The following is a 17460-nucleotide window of genomic DNA, read 5'->3' as shown; positions in this document are numbered from 1 at the left end:
TCAATTCTCGGCGCGGATCGGTCGTGCCAGGAGCCCGGCCACAGCCTCGCGCACGCCGATCTCGCCTGCGATGATCGCCGCGACCGCATCCGCGATCGGCATCTCGACCTTGTGCTCCCGCGCAATGCGCGCCAGCACCGAGGCGGTGAACGCCCCCTCCGCCAGCTTGCCGCCCGAGGCTTCCGCAATCGGCCGCCCCTGCCCCAGCGCCAGGCCGAAGGCGAAGTTGCGCGATTGCGGCGAGGCGCAGCTCAGCACGACATCGCCGAGCCCCGACAACCCCATCAGCGTCTCGCCTTGCGCGCCAAAAGCCTCACCGAAGCGGCGCAATTCGGAGAAACCGCGCGCCACCAGCGCGGCGCGGGCGCTCTCGCCATAGCCGAGGCCGATCGTGATTCCGGCCGCGATGGCGAGCACGTTCTTGGCCGCTCCGCCGATCTCGACGCCGCGCGGATCAGCGCTGTGATAGATGCGGAAAGCCGAGGAGCTCAGCGCCTCGGCCAGAGCCCGTGCCAGATCGGCGTCCCGCGCGGCAAGCGTCACCGCCGTGGGCAGGCCGCGCCCGATATCCGCGGCGAAGCTTGGACCCGACAGGATCGCAGCCGGCGAGCCGGGCCAGGCCTGCGCGATCACTTGCGTGGTGAACAGGCCGGTCGCCTGCTCGATGCCCTTGGCAGCCGAGATCACCGGCCGGCCGGCCGGCAGCGCCTGCGCCAGCCCCTCGCAGACCTGCCTCAGGCTCTGCGTCGGCACCGCGACCACGAAGGCGCCAGCGGCGCTCAACGCCGCAAGCGACGATGTCGCGGCGATCGCCTCCGGCAGGATCACACCTGGCAGATGCGGCGTCTGGCGGGTCTCCCGGATCGCCGTGATTGTCGCCGCATCGCGAGCCCAGAACAGGACCTCGCGGCCCGCGCGCGCTGCGGCCAACGCCAGGGCCGTGCCATAGGCGCCGCCGCCGACGATGCCGATGACGGAAGAGGCCGTGTGCCCGCTCATTCCCCAGCCTTGGCGTCGCGCGGCGCAAGATCTTGCGGTACGAGATCTTGCGGCCTGAGCTCGTCCAGCGGCCAGCGCGGGCGCGCGACCGCGCTCATATCGTCGATCAGCCCCAGGCGCAGCCGCTCCAACCCGGCCCAGGCGATCATCGCGCCATTATCCCCGCAGAGCGCGACCGGCGGCGCCACCATCGGCAGGCCGGCTTCGGTTGCAAGCCGCGTCAGCCCGCGCCGGATCGGCTGATTGGCGGCGACGCCACCTGCCACGACCAGCGCCGACGGCGTGATACCGGCGGCGCGGCAGGCGCGCAGGCCGGCCCGTGTCCGGTCGACCATCACATCCACGACCGCCGCCTGGAAGGAGGCGCAGAGATCGGCGACATCGCGATCCGACAAGGGTGCGATCCGCTCGGCGACGAGACGCACGGCCGTCTTGAGGCCAGACAGCGAGAAATCCGGATTCGGCCGGCCGCTCATCGGGCGGGGAAAGTCGAAGCGCTCGGGATCGCCCTTCTCCGCCTCGCGCTCCACCGAAGGGCCGCCCGGATAGGCCAGGCCCAGCATCTTGGCGATCTTGTCGAAGGCCTCACCGACGGCGTCGTCGATCGTGCCGCCGAGCTTGAGATAGTCGCCGACGCCGCGCACGGCGAGCAACTGCGTGTGCCCGCCCGACACCAGCAGCAGCAGATAGGGAAAGGCGAGATCGTCGGTCAGTCGCGCCGTCAGCGCATGGGCCTCGAGATGGTTGATCGCGATGAAGGGCTTGCCCGTCACCAGCGCAATGGCTTTCCCCGTGGTCAGCCCGACCATGACGCCGCCGACGAGCCCCGGACCGGCGGCGGCCGCCACCGCATCGATCTCGGCGGGCTTGAGCCCGGCGCGCGCGAAGGCGCTGCCGACGATGCGGTCGATCGCCTCGACATGGGCACGCGCCGCAATCTCCGGCACGACGCCGCCAAAAGCCGCATGTGCGGCGATCTGACTCAGCACCTCGTTCGACAGGATTTTTGCCTCGCCGGAGCGCGTGACCTCGACGATCGCAGCCGCGGTCTCGTCACAAGTCGTCTCTATGCCCAAAACTCGCATGATCGGCCGGTTGGTCTCGCAGCAGCTGTGACGGAATAGGCGGGCGCAGGAATTCGGTCGTGAAGAACCGGCAGTTTCGCGCCGGGAATTCCCCCGTATAGTGCGCGAGCGAGCATAAGGCCAAGAGGCCGTTATGCAGCCCGGATGCAAGTCTGGAATACCAAGTCTGGGATTACCGAGTCCGGGATGCCGGTCTGGGACGACATATCCGAAGCCGCCGGCAGAGCGGCCATTTGAGGGGGGACCTGAGGCATGGCCGAAATCGCAACCTCGCTCCGCGACAAAACCCCGAGCTGCATCGTCATCGGTCCGAATGGCGGCCCAGCCGCGATCGCTAACCAATTCGACGGCGAACACGAGCGCAGTCCAGGCGTTCATGCTTCAGATGGGAGCCTTGCCTGATGATACCCGGCGCGAGAGGAGACCGCATGCGCATACTCGTCCTGAGGCCGCAGGCCGATGCCGAGCGCAGCGCCCGCGCGGTTGCCGCGCGCGGCTGCGAGCCGTTGATCGCGCCGCTATTCACAATCGTGCGCCTGCCTGAGCCTGCGCCGGTCGGAGATTTCTCCGCCCTGGTCCTGACCAGCGCCAATGCAGTTGGCGCGCTTGCCGACGCGCCCCTGGGCTGGCGCAACCTGCCCGTCTTCAGCGTCGGCGCGCGCACCGCCGGCAAGGCCCGCGAAGCCGGCTATGCCGATGCCCGCAGCGCCGACGGCAATCGCCATGACCTGATCGATCTGATCAGCCGCAATGTGCCGCCGCCGTCGCGGCTGCTCCTGATCGCCGGCCGCGACAACCATGAGGATGTGCCGCAGCGCTTGCGGGACGCCGGTTACGACGTGACGATCTGGACGGCTTATGCAGCCGAGGCAGTGACCGCGCTCCCGGCCAATGCAGCCGAGGCCCTACGCGATGGCAAGGTCGATGCCGCCCTGCATTATTCCCCGCGCGGCGCCCGAACCTTCCTGGCGCTGGCGCGGGAGGCTGGCCTCGCAGAGCCTGCCTTGGCGCTGACCCATGTCGCGCTCTCGGCAGACGTTGCGGCGCCATTGATCACGGCTGGAGCCAGCACGGTTCTGGTCGCCGAGCATCCGGAGGAAGCGGGCCTGCTCGCCGCCCTCGATCAAGTGTCCGCTCGCAATCGCCTGCGCGACGATGTTAGAGACGAACCGGCTGCGACGACAGGCGTCGAGACGGAGACAGGCCCGATGAACGAGCCCGACGCTGAAGCGATGAAGCGTGGCCGTGCTCGCCGCACGCCGCCGACCATCGATCTGACAGCACGGGATACGTCGTCACAGGCGCGGGACACCACGCCATCCGCCCCGGACACGGCGACCGCAAGCGCAGCCGCATCCGAGGCTGTGCTGCCGACCGAGGCGCTGCCCCAAGAGTTCGCCGCGCCCGAGGCCAAGCCCTCGACCGGGCATGCCGGCCCCGGCGACGAAGGATCGCATCACCCCGGCGCTACCGGAACACCATCTCTCCCAGAGACGAGATCGCGCCTGCCCTGGCCTGCCCTGGCGCTCGCGGGCATCGTCGGCGGCGTGGTCGGCGCCGGGTTCACCATGTTGGCCTGGAGCCGCGCGACGCCTGCCGTCGACGTCGCGCAGATCGCCGAGCTCCGCGCCCGGATCGACAGCCTGCAAGGCGCCACCACCGCGCTCGACCGCAAGGCGGAGGCCGCCGTCAAGGCCGGGACGGAGGCGCAGGCCGCCGCGACCCGGCTCGTTGAGCAGGCGAAGGCGCAAGGTACCCAGAGCGCCGATGCCGGTGCCATCGCAAGTTTGAGTGCCCAGGCCCAGCGCGCCGAAGCCGCCGCCAATGCGCTCGGCCAGCGGCTCGGCATGGTCGAGACCCTCGCCAAGACCGCCTCCGCCCCCAGCCCGCAGGCTCTTGCCGCCGCTCGCATCGTCCTGGCCGAACGCATCCAGAGCGCCATCGCCTCGGGGCAGCCCTTCGCCGGCGATGTCACCGCGCTCGCCAAGGGCGGCGGCGCGCCCGAGCAGATCGCGGCGCTGAACGCGGTCGCGACGACCGGCGCCCCGACCCGCGACGCGCTGCTCGCGCAATTCCGTGAGCAGCGGGCCATGTTCGCCAGGGAAATGACGCCGGCGACCGCCAACTGGCAGGACCGCCTGCTCGGGCTCGCCAGCCGCATCGTCACGATCCGCCCCGTGGGCGACACCGGCTCCAATGATCCCGCCACATTGCTGATCCGGCTGGAGAACGCGCTGGCGAGCGGGAATATCGTCGTGGCAGCCGGCCTCTGGAACCAGCTGCCCGAGCCGGCGCGGCGCGCCAGCGCCGATTTCGGCGCGGCTTTGCAAAAACGAGCCCAGGCAGATGCCGCGATTGCAAAAATCGCACAGGATGCCATCGCCGCGCTCGGCGCGGCGGGCTGACGGAGGATAGAGTTCATGGTTCGGGTTCTGCTCTATCTCCTTGTCTTCGCCTGCCTCGCCGTCGGCGCCGTCTGGCTCGCCGATCGTCCCGGTGAGGTTTCGATTCTGTGGCAGGGCTACCGCATCGAAACCAGCGTCGCGATCGCCGCCATCGGCGTCGTCGTGTTGGCGATGCTGGCGATGCTCGCCTGGGCGCTTGCGCGCTTCGTGCTCGGCCTGCCCTCGGCCTTCAGCTTCGCCTCGCGGGCACGCCGCCGCGCCCGCGGCTTTGAAGCTGTCTCGCGCGGCATGGTCGCGATCGGCGCGGGCGACCCCATCGCCGCCAGCCGCCACGCCGTCGATGCCCGCCGCTTCTCCGGCAACGAGCCCCTGACCCTGCTGCTGGAGGCGCAGGCCGCCCAGCTCTCGGGCGATCGCGGCCGGGCCGAAGCCGCCTTCAAGACCATGCTCGACAAGCCCGAGACCCGCGTGCTCGGCCTGCGCGGCCTCTTCGTCGAGGCCAGGCGTCGCGGCGACATGACCGCCGCGCGCGCCTTCGCCGACGACGCCGTGCGCCGCTCGCCCTCGCTCGCCTGGGCCAATGACGCCTTGCTCGATTTCCACACCAGCGCCGGCGACTGGCAGGCGGCGCGCACCGCCGTCGAACGCCGCGCCGCCCTGAGGCTGGCCGAGAAGGCCGAGGCCAAGCGCCAGCGCGCCGTGCTGCTCGCGGCGGAAGCCCTGCAGGCCCGTGACGGAGAGCCGGAAAAGGCGCTCGCCGCCGCGCTGGAGGCGACCAAGCTCGCGCCCGGCCTGACGCCGGCCGCGGTGCTGGCGGGCCGCATGCTGGCCGAGCGCGGCGACATCCGCAAAGCCTCCAAGATCCTGGAGGCGGCCTGGAAAGAGGTCTCCCATCCCGACATCGCCGCCGCCTATCTCGATGTCCGCTCCGGCGACAGCGCCCAGGACCGGCTCAACCGCGCGATCACGCTGACGAAATTGCGCCCGGCCGACCCTGAAGGCGTGCTGGCACTTGCCGGCGCCGCCATCCACGCCCGCGATTTCGCCAAAGCCCGCACGACCCTGAAGCCGCTGCTCGCCGGCGGCGCCTCGGTGCGCGCCTGCCTGCTAATGGCGGAGCTCGAGGAGGCCGAGCACGGTGCAGCCGGCAAGGTGCGCGAATGGCTGGCGCGGGCGACCCGCGCACCGCGTGACGCCGCCTGGGTCGCCGACGGGCTGGTTTCCGATCAATGGCTGCCGGTCTCGCCGATTTCGGGCCGGCTCGATGCCTTCGTCTGGACGGTGCCGCCCGCCACGCTCGGCAGCCATGCTCCGGCGCTCGACGACGTCCTGGCCGATCTCGACGATTCCACGCCCCTGATCGAGGCCCGCGCCGAAACCGTGACGACCGAACCTGCCGGCATTCCAGCCATGCCGCCGCCGGTTATCGTCGAGCCCATGCCGGCGCCCACGCCGCCCGAGGAGGCCAAACCTGCCGCGGAGCCCAAATCCGCCGCGGAGGCAAAGCCTGCCGTGGAGCCCAAATCTGCCGTGGAGCCAAAGCCGGCCGCAGCCAAACCCGACGCGGCACCGGTGAAGGGCGACGCGCGCGCCACGCCCGTGATCTTCCCCGTCTCGCATGCGCCCGACGATCCGGGACCGGACGAGGCGCAGATCGTCGAGGAGAAGAAGGCGAAGTTCCGCATCTTCAGCTGAGGCAAGATCGTCGGCTGAGGCAAGCCCGCTCGCACGCGACGCAAGGCGCGTGCGAAAAGAAGTGCGGCTTTCGGCCCGGGCGCTTATAGCGTCGGTCATGACATCGCAGCCAAGCCAATTTGAGACCGCCCCGCCTGCGGGCGTGACCTTGCATGTGACAGCCGAACAGGCCGGCGCGCGCCTCGACAAGGCGCTCGCCTTGCTGGCCGGCGAGATCTCGCGCGCCCGCCTGCAGCAGATCGTCAAGGATGGCGGCGTCAGCCTGAACGGCGCGGTCACAACCGACGGCAGCCGCAAGGTCGTTGAGGGCGACGCTTTGACGCTGATCATGCCGGAGGCCAAGCCCCCTGCCCCGGCGGGGCAGGACATCCCGCTCACCGTGGTGTTCGAGGACGAGCACCTGATCGTCATCGACAAGCCCGCCGGCCTCGTCGTGCATCCTGCCGGCGGCCATGAGGACGGCACGTTGGTCAATGCCCTGATCGCCCATTGCGGCGAAAGCCTCTCAGGCATTGGCGGCGTCAGGCGACCGGGCATCGTGCATCGGCTCGACAAGGACACCAGCGGGCTCCTCGTCGTCGCCAAGAACGACAAGGCCCATCAGGGCCTGGCGAAGCAGTTCGCCGATCATGGCCGCACCGGCCCGCTCCAGCGCGCCTATCTCGCCATTGTCTGGGGCTTTCCGCGCCGAGCGCACGGCACGATCGAGGCCAATATCGAACGCTCGAACAAGAACCGCGAAAAGATGATGGTCGTGGGCGAGGAGCGCGGGCGCGAGGCCATCACCCACTTCACGGTCTTGGAACGCTACCCCGCCTTGCTCAAGGGGCGGGAGGAGACCGAGGCGCTCGCCAGCCTGGTCGAGTGCCGGCTCGAGACCGGCCGCACGCATCAGATCCGCGTCCATATGAGCCATCTCGGCCATCCCCTGCTCGGCGACCAGCTCTACGGCTCCGGCTTCGCGACCAAGGCGAGCCGCCTGCCCGAGCCGGCCCGCCTGGCGCTGGCGCAATTGGGACGGCAGGCGCTGCATGCGGCGCTACTGGGTTTTGCTCATCCCGCCACGGGCGAAGAGTTGCTTTTCGAATCCGAGCCGCCGCCTGAGTTTGCAAAATTGCAAGAAGAACTCGCGAGGCTGTGAGGCAATCTCGCCATCCTGCCCATTTTCCGCCAAGCTGTCTTGGCATAGAGTGCGTGTTGGATGCGGATGGCTAAGGGGCGCCGCACGTGGCTTGAAACAACGCCGAACCGTTAGCCGGTTCCGGCGTTGTATCTTTCACGACGTCCAAAGCCTGCGCGAAGGTTGATCGCGCGGTTGGTTTGCCGCGAAGCGGGGGCCAAGAAGGAGAACGAGCATGGCGATTGCGTCGCTGCCCGTCATGTCCGCGGAAGGCGGACTGTCACGTTACCTCGACGAAATTCGTAAGTTCCCGATGCTGGAACCGAACGAGGAATTCATGCTGGCGAAACGCTGGCGCGAGCATGGCGACCGCGATGCGGCGCACCGGCTCGTTACGTCCCATCTGCGGCTCGTGGCCAAGATCGCCATGGGTTATCGCGGCTATGGCCTGCCGATCGGCGAGGTCGTGTCCGAAGGCAATGTCGGCCTGATGCAGGCGGTCAAGCGCTTTGAGCCCGACAAGGGCTTCCGGCTTGCGACCTATGCAATGTGGTGGATCAAGGCCTCGATCCAGGAATACATCCTGCGGTCTTGGTCGCTGGTGAAGATGGGCACCACCGCCAACCAGAAGAAGCTGTTCTTCAACCTGCGCAAAGCCAAGAGCAAGATCTCGGCGCTTGGCGAGGGCGATCTGCGCCCCGAACAGGTCAAGACCATCGCCACCAAGCTCGGCGTCAACGAGCAGGACGTCATCGACATGAACCGCCGCCTCGGCGGCGACGCCTCGCTGAACACGCCGCTGCGCGAGGATGGCGATGGCGAATGGCAGGACTGGCTGGTCGACGACAGCGAGAGCCAGGAGCGCCGCTATGCGGAATCGCAGGAGAGCGACAACCGCCACTCGGCCCTGCGCGAGGCGCTCGATGTCCTGAACCCGCGCGAGCGGCGCATCTTCGAGGCGCGCCGGCTGGCCGAGGACCCGATCACGCTGGAGGAGCTCTCCGAGGAGTTCAACGTCTCGCGCGAACGCGTCCGCCAGATCGAGGTGCGCGCCTTCGAGAAGGTGCAGGATGCGGTCAAGAAGGCCCTGACCCGCATCGAGGCGCCGCGCGCGGCACTGCCGGCGGCGTGATCCGCCGCCGTTCATGAGCACAAAAAAGGGGCGCGCTGCGCCCCTTTTTCATGTCGCCTCAGTACAAGGGCAAGATCAGTACAAGGGTAGGAGCGGCTGGACCGGCAGTCGGATCGGCCCGAGATAGACGCGGCCCTCGCGCAGCACGACCGGCGGCAACGCTGTCAGGCCGGGCGCCGCACCCGGCGCCTGCGCGCTGGCCTTGCCGCCGAGCAGGCCTCCAAGACCCCCGAGCAAGCCCCCGACCGGAACGCCGGCGATCTGCCTGATGCCGGCGAGCGAGGCCTGGATCTGCCCGGAGACACGATGGGTCTGGTCGAGCAGCAGCAGGCCGCTCGCCTCGACGCGGGCCGGGCCCTTGACGGAGACCAGCTTCGTCAACTCGATCTGCCCGCCAGCGCTGCGCCAGCGCTCCAGCGCATCGGGATTGAAACCGAGCTTGAAGGCCTCGGCCTGCGTCAGGGTCGCCTGGATGTCGACATCGCCGGCCTCACTCATGCCGAGCAGGGCATCGAGCGCGGGCAGGACGGAACCCTTGGTGCTGATGGCAAGATCGGTGGCCTGATCGCTCGCCGGGCGTGTCGGATTGCGGCGCAGATGGATTTCAAGGCTGGCCGCGCGCCAAGCTTCATTGGCCTGGCCCGGTGCGGCGAGGGTCGCATTCGGCTCGGTCATGACGAGCGAGACCTGCTGGGGTGCCGTGCCATTATGCGTCAGGCTGGCCTCAAGCCGGGCCCAGGCCAGATCGAGCTTGCGGCCCTCGGGCAGGCTGGCCTGCAGCGGGCCGGTGATCTGCACAATGACGAGCCCAGGCGAATAGATCTGTCCGAGCGCCAGGCTCGGGCCCGTCTGCAGTTTCACCGCATCGCCCCAGCGCGTCGAGGTCAGTTCCAGCGATGCGCAACGCAGTTCGACGCGAAACGGAAAACCACTGATCGAACGGTCCAGGCAGCTCCACCTGCGGCCGAGCCCAGCCTCGCGCGCCAGCGCCGTATCGACCGCATCGGCGACGCGTCCGCGCACCACGAACCAGAAGCCGCTCCAGGCGGCGGCCAATAATGCGAGCAGTACGAAGGGCGCATAGAGCCAAAACCGGCTGCGGCGACGCGTGGGAGCAAGATCGGTCATACGGCGGCAGTCCATTGCGAAAAAGCGAGCGGATTGTTAGCTGCCGCCGAGCAAGGACGCCAGTGCGCCCATCAAGCAGGCTGCCACGGCTAAATTATGGGGTGACGATGACAGCTGATCTCGGTGCGGGCGATCTCTGGGTCTTCGGCTATGGCTCGCTGATCTGGCGGCCGGGTTTTCCCTTTGAGGAAAGCGTCGTCGCGCGGCTGCACGGCTACCACCGTTCGCTTTGCATCTTCTCGCATGTCCATCGCGGCACGCCCGAACGTCCCGGCCTCGTACTGGGCCTCGATCGCGGCGGCATCTGCCGCGGCCTCGCCTTCCGGGTCGCAGCCCGTGAGGCGGCCGAGACCGTGACCTATCTGCGCGCCCGCGAACAGGCGACCGCGGTCTATCTCGAGCGCCACATGCCGGTGCGGCTTGACGACGGGCGCAACGTCAAGGCGCTGGTCTATGTCGCCGACCGCAGGCACCTGCAATATGCCGGGCGGCTGCCGCCGGACAAGGTGCTGGAGCTGGTGCGCAACGGGCGCGGCGGCTCGGGCGAGAACCCGGACTATGTGCTGCAGACCCATGAGCATCTGCGCAAGATGGGCGTCTTCGATCCTGTCCTCGCCGATCTCGCGCAAAAACTCGCACCCGGCCTCGGAGAGCCGCGCCCGCCGCTCTAGAGCAGGATGCGAAAAAGTGGGAACCGTTTTTTCGCATTGATCCTGCGCTATCTCTTAGATGAGAGCCGGATGATTTCAGACGGGGTCGCTTCGTGATCCCGTCTGAAATCATCCGGCTCTAGAGCGTTTTCGAGCGAAGTGGATGCCGGTTCCCCCGCGACAAACGCGAAGCGTTTGCGCGGAGAAAACGCGTCAAAACAAAATGCTCTGATATCGGCTCAAACCTCGGGCATCAGGTCGAGCAGCGCCGCGCGGCGGCTCATGCCGTCCTCCGCCAGCAGATGGACATGGATTTCGCGCGCGCCGGCTTGCGTCACCGCCTGCCGCCAACGCGTCAGCGCCGCCTCGACCCCGAACGGCCCGCTGTCGCGCGCGGCAAGAATCTGGCGATCCGGCGAGACCGCCAGCAGCACCGCATCGGTGAAGCCGAGCGCGTGATCGTCCGAGACCGTGAAGACCGAGGCGACGTAGCGCCGGCCCGAACGTCCGCGCCAGGCGGTGAAACGACGCTCGGACAGGCCAGCCGTACTGCGCAGCGGCATTTCGCGCGCCGAGACCACGGGCTCGTCAGCGAAAAGATCGGCGTGGGAATAGGCGAGAGCGGCCATCCGTTCCTCCTTTTGTTCCAGAACAAAATGAGAACGAACACGCTAACTGTCAAGGGCCGACGGCCCGGTCAGCCGGCTTGGTCAGTCGGCTTTGCTGACAGCTGCTGTCAGGAGCCTTTCGCCAGCGGATCGAGACCGAGCTTGGCCAGTTCGCTCCGCCCCAGTGCCAGCAGCCGGTCGCTTTCCGTCTCGATCCTGTCCTGCAGCAGTGCCTGGAACTCCATCTTGTTCAGCCCTGGCGGAATCGCCGGCAGGAATGTCAGGCGGATCGTGCCTGGCGGGCGCAGGAACTTGCGGCGCGGCCAGTACAGGCCGGAATTCAGCGCGACGGGCACACAAGGCACGTTGAGATCGGCATAGAGATGCGCAACGCCGTATTTGTAGTCGGGCGGAGCCCCGGCCGGCCGGCGCGTGCCTTCCGGAAAGATCAGGAGCTGGCGCCCGTTCTCGCGCATCTCGATCCGCGAGCGCCGCGTGACCTGGGCCAGAGCCCGCGCCCGCCCACCGCGATCCACCGGGATCATCCTGAGCTTGAGCAGGCACCAGCCAAAGAACGGAATCCAGGTCAGTTCGCGCTTCAGGATGAAGACCGGATCGGGAAACAGCCCGATCAGGACGAAGGTTTCCCAGGAAGACTGGTGCTTCGACGCGACGATGAGCCCACCGCTCGGGATATTCTCGAGCCCCTTGATCTCAAGGCCCGTGCCCGACGTCAGCCGCATCAGGAACAGCGCGCTGCGGGACCAGCCGGCAGCGACCTTCATCAGGTAGCGTCGCGGCAGCAGCAGAGCGGGAAATGCCGCAAACACCAGCCAGAGTGACAGGTTGACGTAGAACGCGACATTGGCGAGCAGGGAGCGCAGGATCAGCATGGCGCGCAAAGACCCCGTCAGCTCGCCGCCGTCAAGCGTGCGAACGCGGATCAGGCGTTGTTGCGATGGTCATGCAGGCGCGTACGCTTCTCATAGTCTGGCCCGAGCAACCCCGCGGGCTTCGGCGAAACCGGCTTGCGGCCGCCTATGATGACCGAGAGCCGCGACGTCTCGGGATCTCCCTCGAAGGCGCTGCGCAGGCGCGCGACAAGATATTTGCCGTATTCGGGCCCGAGCAGCCGGACTGTGTTCCAACTCCGCCACCAGCCGGTGGTGTCGATCTGGTCGGTCACGACCGGATGCGGCACAAGGCGCACGCCCGGCATCGCATGGGCGAATTCGGCCAGCACGCGCGGCATGTGGTAGTTCGAGGTTACGACCAAAAGCGACTGGAATTCATGCTGGCGGACCCAGCGGCGGGTCTCGATGGCATTGCCGATGGTGTTGCGGGCGCGGTAGTCGAGATCGACGCAGCAAGCGAGCAGCTCGCGCGCCGAGGGGTTGAGCTTGGCGAGCTCCTCGCGACTCGTCTTCTCATTGACGCCGCTGATCAGCAGGCGCGAACCGCGCTCGGCACCGAGCAGGCCGATGGCGTCGCCGATACGCTGCGAGCCGCCGGTGACGACGACGATCGCGTCCGTACGCGGCACGGCGACAGGCTCCCGCGGCTCGATTCCGGAGGCGAATTCGGCATAGCCCAATCCGAGCGCCACGGAGGCGGCAACCAGCAGGCAGCCCAGGAGCCATCCCAGACGCCTTGGCCAACTCCAGCCGGCCGCATGCATGCCGGACTGCCCGGGCGCCATGGATCGCTCGTTTCGTCCTGCCAGCAGATGCTCGTGACTGCTTCCGATCATCACCATGTCTTGGTTAGGTTAAACCGCCAATCGGGCATAACGGCGGCGGGCTCGGCATTCCTGCCGCCACAAGGGTTAAGGCTTGTTAAGCCAACGCGCGTAAATAATGCCGCACCGTGAAGCGTGAGACGAGCCCCGCGATTGCCGCCACGACTGCCGCCACCATGATCACCGCGACATAGCCCGACCAGCCAATCTCGAAAGCCCCGAATAAAGCCTGCAATTGTTCTGCCTCGGGCGCCGCGCCCAAGCGCGATGCTACGAAGCCGAGCAGGGCGATCACGACAATCGCACCCGCTCCACCGATCGCGCCGCCCCTCAGGCCCAGCCTGACGAAGCGGCTCTGGAATTCACGCGCGATGAAGGCATCGTCGGCCCCCACAAGATGCAGCACCTCGACGCTGTCGCGGCTGCCGGCCATGGCGCCGCGCGTGGCGAAGGCGACGGCGAGCGCAGCCGCCGTCAGCACCAGCAGTACGACGGCGGCGCCGGACAGGATGATGGTGCTCGCCATGGTCGAAAGCCGGCGCACCCAGAGGCGGTGATCGTCGAGGATTGCGCTCGGGATCTCGTGGCGCAGCGCAGCGCTGAAAGTGGAAAGATCCGGCCCGACATTCGAACTCAGCTTGATCACGATCAATCGGGGCACCGGCAATTCGACGAGGTCGAGCCCCGTGCCGAGCCAGGGCTCGAGCAGCTTGTCCGATTCCGCCTTCGGCACCACGCGGACCGTCTCGATGCTGGCGACGCCCGCCGCCATCGCCACCGCCCGCGAAAGATCCGCCTCCATGTCGCGGCGCGAATCCGGCCTGATCTGGATCGTCATCTCATTGGCGACCGCGCCGCGCCATTGCTCCGAGGCGCGCGCCGCCAGCACGGCCGCGCCGGCGCTCAACGCCGCCAGGAAGGTGAGGATAGCGATGACCGCCATCAGCGCCCGCCCCGCCACCGAATCGAGCGGCACCAGAGGCTGGTCACGCCGCAGGTTCGGCGGCAAGGCCAGCCCGTCATGTCCGACTTCATCGCTGTCGGCTTCATGCATCGACATGCAGATGCCCGTCGACGAGGACAAGACGCGGCGCGTCGTAGAGCTCCATCAGCGCAAGATCATGCGTCGCGATCACCACCGCCGTGCCCAGCGATTGCAACTCCATGAACAGCCGGAGCAGGCGCCGGCCTAGGCCGGGATCGACATTGCCTGTGGGCTCGTCGGCCAGCAGCAATTCAGGCCGGCTGATCAGCGCGCGAGCGATCGCGGCGCGCTGCTTCTCGCCGCCCGACAGGACCGGCGGCACCGCATGCATGCGCTCGCCCAGCCCAACCCAGCGGAGCAGTTCGACGACCTCGGCGCGATAGCTCGTCTCTTCCTTGCCAAGCACGCGCAGGGGCAACGCCACATTCTCATAGAGCGTGAGATGATCGAGCAGGCGGAAATCCTGGAACACCACGCCCATGCGGCGGCGAAAGCCGGTCAGCGTCGTCGCGTCCAGGCGCGAGACATCCTGCCCGAACAGGTTGACCAGTCCCCGCGTCGGCTTCAGCGCCATCAGGACGAGACGGATCAGCGTGGTCTTGCCGGCGCCCGAAGGGCCGGTGAGATACTGGAACGAACGCGGCGCGATGCTGAAGTTGATGTCCTTCAGCACCTCCGGGCCCATGCCATATCGCAGGCCGACATTCTCGAACCGAACCAAACCGCCATCCCTTCGAGCCGCATTGCGAATCTCGCTTGCGATCCTACACCTCAAGCGCGCCGCCCCGGAATGCGACGTGAGCGACAGGCACCTTGGCGCACAGGTTCTTCACGAGGCGTTAACCATAAATCGGCTCAATGGAGAACGGCGCCCGCAACCATGGGTAACGGAGCTTGAACCGCGATGGCGCGCGGTGAAGGCTTCCTGGCGAGGCCGGCCAAGACTGTTCAACGGCAAGACTGTTCAACGCCAAGACTATTCAACGCAAGGCAAGGAGCGAGCCTGGCAAGCCCATGCTGATCGTCTGTCCATCCTGCTCCAGCCGGTATGAACTCGACGCGGCCAAGCTCGGCCCGGCCGGGCGCAAGGTTCGCTGCGCCTCCTGCCAGACTTCGTGGCATGTCGACCCGGCGCAGGAGGATTTTCCGGAGGCTCCGAGCGCGGCGGAAACGCAGGCCCTCCTGAACGAGGAGCTCGAGCGCGCCAGCGAAATCGACGCGCAGATCAGCGCCGTCGCCTCCGAACACACGGACACGGTCGAGGCCCTCCCACCGCAGCCGCGCAAGCCCGGCAAAGGCAAGCACTCCCCGGCGAACGGCGCCCAGACCGGCCAACCACGCCCGCGCCATGCTGCAACCTTCGTCGCACTCGGCCTTGGCGGCGCAGCGCTGCTCGGCCTCCTCGTCTGGCAGCGCAATCTCGCCGTGCGTGGCGCACCGCAGCTCGCCATCGTCTTCGAGAAGCTCGGCCTTCCCATCAATGTCCGCGGCCTCAGCTGGAGCGCGGTCGAAAGCGGGCTGGTCGAAGACGGGCAGAATCGCTTCCTTGTCGTCGAGGGCGACGTGACCAATATCAGCAAAGGCAGAGCGCCGATGCCGCCGATCGAGGTTGCGGTCAAGGATGCCGCCGGCCAGACACTCTACACATGGACGACCGAGCCGCCGCGACCGAGCCTGGAGCCAGCCGAGCTCGTCCGCTTCCGTGCCAGGCTCGCCTCCCCGCCCGAGGCCGGAAAATCCGTGCTGGTACGCTTCACCTCGGCCAAGCCGGCAGGCCTCGCCAGCGCGCATTAAAGCACTGCTCTTGAAAGCACTGCTCTTGCGAAAAGCCGGCGCCCACCTTTCTTACACAATGCACTAGGCGAATAGAGCCTCTGGCCGATCCAGGTGGATGCTATAAACCTGCCTGAAAGACGAACCGCGCGACATTCTGCGCCGAAAGGCTGGCCGGTTCCCGGCCAGCCGCGAAAGGACGACGAGACGATGGCTGAAGCCCGGCGCATCAGGGTGCTCTACGACGAAGGCGCGATCGCGCAGCGCAATGAGGAAATGGCGCGGATGATCGCGGCGAATTCGCCGCCGGATCTGCTCGTAGTGGCAGTGCTGAAGGGCAGCTTCATGTTCGTCGCCGACCTGATCCGTGCCATGCATCGCGCCGGCATGACCCCGCAAGTCGAATTCGTGCACCTCTCCAGCTATCGCAACGCCACGATCTCGTCCGGCCAGGTCGAGATCCTGCGCGACGTCCAAAGCGACGTGCGCGGCCGCGAGGTGCTGCTGGTCGACGATATTCTTGAATCCGGGCGCACGCTCGCCTTCGCCAAGGATCTGCTGTCGGCGCGCGGAGCCGCCAAGGTCTCGAGCGCCGTGTTGCTGGAAAAGCCGGGCAAGCGCGCCGTCAACATCAAGGCGGATTATATCGGCTTCGAATGCCCGGACTATTTCGTCGTCGGCTATGGCATGGACGTTGCTCATGCCTATCGGCAATTACCCTATGTCGGCGTCATCGAGACCGCCGATCAGGCTGGCCTGCCCGGGATCTGAACGATGTCGCGAATTCTGGTCGTCGATGACGAGGAACCCCTGCGCACGCTCGTGGCGCGCGGCCTCACCATGGATGGGCATACCTGCCTGATGGCGGCCGACGGCGCCGAGGCGCTCGATATCCTGATCGCCGAGAAGGGCCGCTTCGACCTGCTGCTTACGGATATCCGCATGCCGTTGATGGACGGGATCGCGCTTGCCCTCGCGGCGAAGCAGGAGTTCCCCGAACTGACCATCATGCTGATGACGGGCTATGCCGAGCAGCGCGAGCGGGCGAAGAGCCTGGAGGCGATCATCTCCGAGGTCATGGTAAAGCCGTTCACCATCGCCGACCTGCGCGCGACCGTGATGAAGGTCATCGAGCGCTCGATCGGCTAAAGCCTATTTGTTTAGCCACCAAATCGAGACGTTGAGCAGCGCCGCGAACGAAACCCAGGCCGCATAGGGCCAGAGCAGACCGGCCGAAAGCCGGTCAAGCGGCCGGAATTGCGCGATCGTCGTCAGAACCAGCGCCAGCAGTGGCAGGATCACCAGGATTCCGCCAACCGGGCTATTGAGCCCAAAGAAAACGCAGGACCACAGCAGGTTCAGCGCGAGCTGGACATGATAGACGCAGAGCGCCCGCGCCTTGCCCGGCGTCACCGCCGGCAGACGCAGGATGCGATAGACGGCATAGGCCATCATCGCAAAGAGCAGGGTCCAGACCGGCCCGAACACCCAGTTCGGTGGATTGAAGACCGGCTTGGCGAGGCCCGCATACCAACCAGGGATCTGCGGCACGGTCACTGCGCTGCCGACAATCGAGGCGACGACGACAGGGACGATCGCGATCAGCGCATTGCGCCAGGGTCCGGAGATATGGGTGCGGGGTGCGGACGGGGCGCTCATGCGCACGAAATGGGGCAGGCGCGCGGCCCCGGCAAGGCCGCGCACTTGCGTCACCTGCCTGCCCTGCTCCAGATGGCCGTTCTCGTCACCCATGGAACCATTCGGGATCGCCTCATGTCCAAGCGCTCGCTCCATCCCCGCTCTCTCGCCGCGCAGGCCATGGGCAAGATCGACCCGCTGACCAAGGGCGTGGTCACCCCGATCCATATCGCCACGACCTATATCCGCGACGAGGACAACGCCTATTCCTCGGGCTTCGTCTATGGCCGCCCCGACAACGAGACGATCCGCGAGGCCGAGAGCGTGCTCGCCATGCTGGAGGAAGCCAAGGCCGGCGCGCTGCTCTTCGGCTCCGGCATGGCGGCGGCGACCGCCGTCTTCCAGGCACTGTCGCCGGGCGACCATGTCGTCGCCTCCAAGGTGATGTACTGGGCGCTGCGCGCCTGGCTCCTGACCGAAGCGACGCGCTGGGGGCTGATCGTC

Annotated in this window: 18 protein-coding genes; 9 read left to right on the top strand and 9 right to left on the bottom strand. The window is 67.4% G+C overall.

Annotated features, from left to right (window positions below; translation table 11 throughout):
* Both BMZ97_RS22220 and tsaD read right to left on the bottom strand, forming a co-directional pair.
* Positions 1-999, bottom strand: a complete 999-nt coding sequence (locus BMZ97_RS22220) for an NAD(P)H-dependent glycerol-3-phosphate dehydrogenase (protein ID WP_092174824.1) — start codon at positions 997-999, stop codon at positions 1-3.
* A complete protein-coding gene (tsaD, locus tag BMZ97_RS22215) occupies positions 996-2084 on the bottom strand; it encodes a tRNA (adenosine(37)-N6)-threonylcarbamoyltransferase complex transferase subunit TsaD (RefSeq protein ID WP_092174822.1) in 1089 nt (362 codons plus the stop codon). The genes BMZ97_RS22220 and tsaD overlap by 4 nt, the downstream gene beginning before the upstream one ends.
* 428 nt (positions 2085-2512) lie before the next feature.
* On the opposite strand from tsaD, the gene BMZ97_RS22210 reads away from it, so the two are divergent.
* The 4 genes from BMZ97_RS22210 (at position 2513) to rpoH (ending at position 8436) form a co-directional block, all read left to right on the top strand.
* Positions 2513-4489, top strand: a complete 1977-nt coding sequence (locus tag BMZ97_RS22210) for a uroporphyrinogen-III synthase (RefSeq protein ID WP_175525673.1) — start codon at positions 2513-2515, stop codon at positions 4487-4489.
* A 15-nt stretch (positions 4490-4504) separates the two neighbouring features.
* Positions 4505-6184: a heme biosynthesis HemY N-terminal domain-containing protein gene (locus tag BMZ97_RS22205; protein WP_092174816.1), complete on the top strand. Its 1680-nt coding sequence runs from the start codon at positions 4505-4507 to the stop codon at positions 6182-6184.
* 154 nt (positions 6185-6338) lie between these two features.
* On the top strand, positions 6339-7325 hold the full coding sequence (locus BMZ97_RS22200) for an RluA family pseudouridine synthase (protein ID WP_348272127.1): 987 nt from the start codon (positions 6339-6341) through the stop codon (positions 7323-7325).
* A gap of 214 nt (positions 7326-7539) precedes the next feature.
* Positions 7540-8436: an RNA polymerase sigma factor RpoH gene (gene rpoH, locus BMZ97_RS22195; RefSeq protein WP_092174811.1), complete on the top strand. Its 897-nt coding sequence runs from the start codon at positions 7540-7542 to the stop codon at positions 8434-8436.
* A 75-nt stretch (positions 8437-8511) separates the two neighbouring features.
* Here rpoH and BMZ97_RS22190 read toward each other — a convergent pair whose 3' ends face one another.
* Positions 8512-9564, bottom strand: a complete 1053-nt coding sequence (locus BMZ97_RS22190) for a DUF2125 domain-containing protein (protein ID WP_175525671.1) — start codon at positions 9562-9564, stop codon at positions 8512-8514.
* Between the two features lie 107 nt (positions 9565-9671).
* Between BMZ97_RS22190 and BMZ97_RS22185 the strand changes: the two genes are divergently transcribed.
* The gene (locus BMZ97_RS22185; protein WP_092174806.1) at positions 9672-10235 is read left to right on the top strand and encodes a gamma-glutamylcyclotransferase; all 564 of its coding nucleotides are present in this window, start codon (positions 9672-9674) and stop codon (positions 10233-10235) included.
* Between the two features lie 218 nt (positions 10236-10453).
* On the opposite strand, the gene BMZ97_RS22180 is transcribed toward BMZ97_RS22185, so the two are convergent.
* The 5 genes from BMZ97_RS22180 to ftsE all read right to left on the bottom strand — a co-directional run bounded on the left by BMZ97_RS22180 (position 10454) and on the right by ftsE (position 14266).
* Positions 10454-10843, bottom strand: a complete 390-nt coding sequence (locus BMZ97_RS22180; protein ID WP_092174803.1) for a hypothetical protein — start codon at positions 10841-10843, stop codon at positions 10454-10456.
* Positions 10844-10950: 107 nt separating this feature from the next.
* Positions 10951-11715, bottom strand: coding sequence for a lysophospholipid acyltransferase family protein (locus BMZ97_RS22175; protein WP_092174801.1), 765 nt, complete (start codon positions 11713-11715; stop codon positions 10951-10953).
* Positions 11716-11765: 50 nt separating this feature from the next.
* On the bottom strand, positions 11766-12521 hold the full coding sequence (locus BMZ97_RS22170; protein ID WP_175525670.1) for a YdcF family protein: 756 nt from the start codon (positions 12519-12521) through the stop codon (positions 11766-11768).
* 136 nt (positions 12522-12657) lie between these two features.
* Entirely contained in the window at positions 12658-13620 is a 963-nt protein-coding gene (locus tag BMZ97_RS22165; RefSeq protein WP_244546547.1) for a cell division protein FtsX, read from the bottom strand.
* A complete protein-coding gene (gene ftsE / locus BMZ97_RS22160; RefSeq protein WP_092174798.1) occupies positions 13607-14266 on the bottom strand; it encodes a cell division ATP-binding protein FtsE in 660 nt (219 codons plus the stop codon). Before ftsE ends, BMZ97_RS22165 begins: the two co-directional genes overlap by 14 nt.
* 293 nt (positions 14267-14559) lie before the next feature.
* Between ftsE and BMZ97_RS22155 the strand changes: the two genes are divergently transcribed.
* The 3 genes from BMZ97_RS22155 to BMZ97_RS22145 all read left to right on the top strand — a co-directional run bounded on the left by BMZ97_RS22155 (position 14560) and on the right by BMZ97_RS22145 (position 16467).
* Positions 14560-15339, top strand: a complete 780-nt coding sequence (locus BMZ97_RS22155) for a zinc-ribbon domain-containing protein (RefSeq protein WP_092174796.1) — start codon at positions 14560-14562, stop codon at positions 15337-15339.
* A 189-nt stretch (positions 15340-15528) separates the two neighbouring features.
* A complete protein-coding gene (gene hpt / locus BMZ97_RS22150; RefSeq protein ID WP_092174793.1) occupies positions 15529-16089 on the top strand; it encodes a hypoxanthine phosphoribosyltransferase in 561 nt (186 codons plus the stop codon).
* Positions 16090-16092: 3 nt separating this feature from the next.
* Positions 16093-16467 (top strand): response regulator, encoded by a 375-nt coding sequence (locus BMZ97_RS22145; RefSeq protein ID WP_069688669.1) that lies wholly within the window; start codon positions 16093-16095, stop codon positions 16465-16467.
* Positions 16468-16470: 3 nt separating this feature from the next.
* Here BMZ97_RS22145 and BMZ97_RS22140 read toward each other — a convergent pair whose 3' ends face one another.
* Positions 16471-17070 carry a TspO/MBR family protein gene (locus BMZ97_RS22140; RefSeq protein WP_348272126.1) on the bottom strand — a complete coding sequence of 200 codons (600 nt, stop codon included), beginning with the start codon at positions 17068-17070 and terminating at the stop codon, positions 16471-16473.
* Between the two features lie 21 nt (positions 17071-17091).
* Between BMZ97_RS22140 and BMZ97_RS22135 the strand changes: the two genes are divergently transcribed.
* On the top strand, positions 17092-17460 hold a 369-nt coding region (locus tag BMZ97_RS22135), incomplete at its 3' end, for a PLP-dependent transferase (RefSeq protein WP_139221286.1).

Source organism: Allobosea sp. OK403, from assembly GCF_900113835.1.
In the GTDB taxonomy this organism is placed as follows: domain Bacteria; phylum Pseudomonadota; class Alphaproteobacteria; order Rhizobiales; family Beijerinckiaceae; genus Allobosea.
The sequence above is the reverse complement of the archived record's forward strand: the minus strand, read 5'-3'. Positions and strand labels throughout refer to the sequence as shown.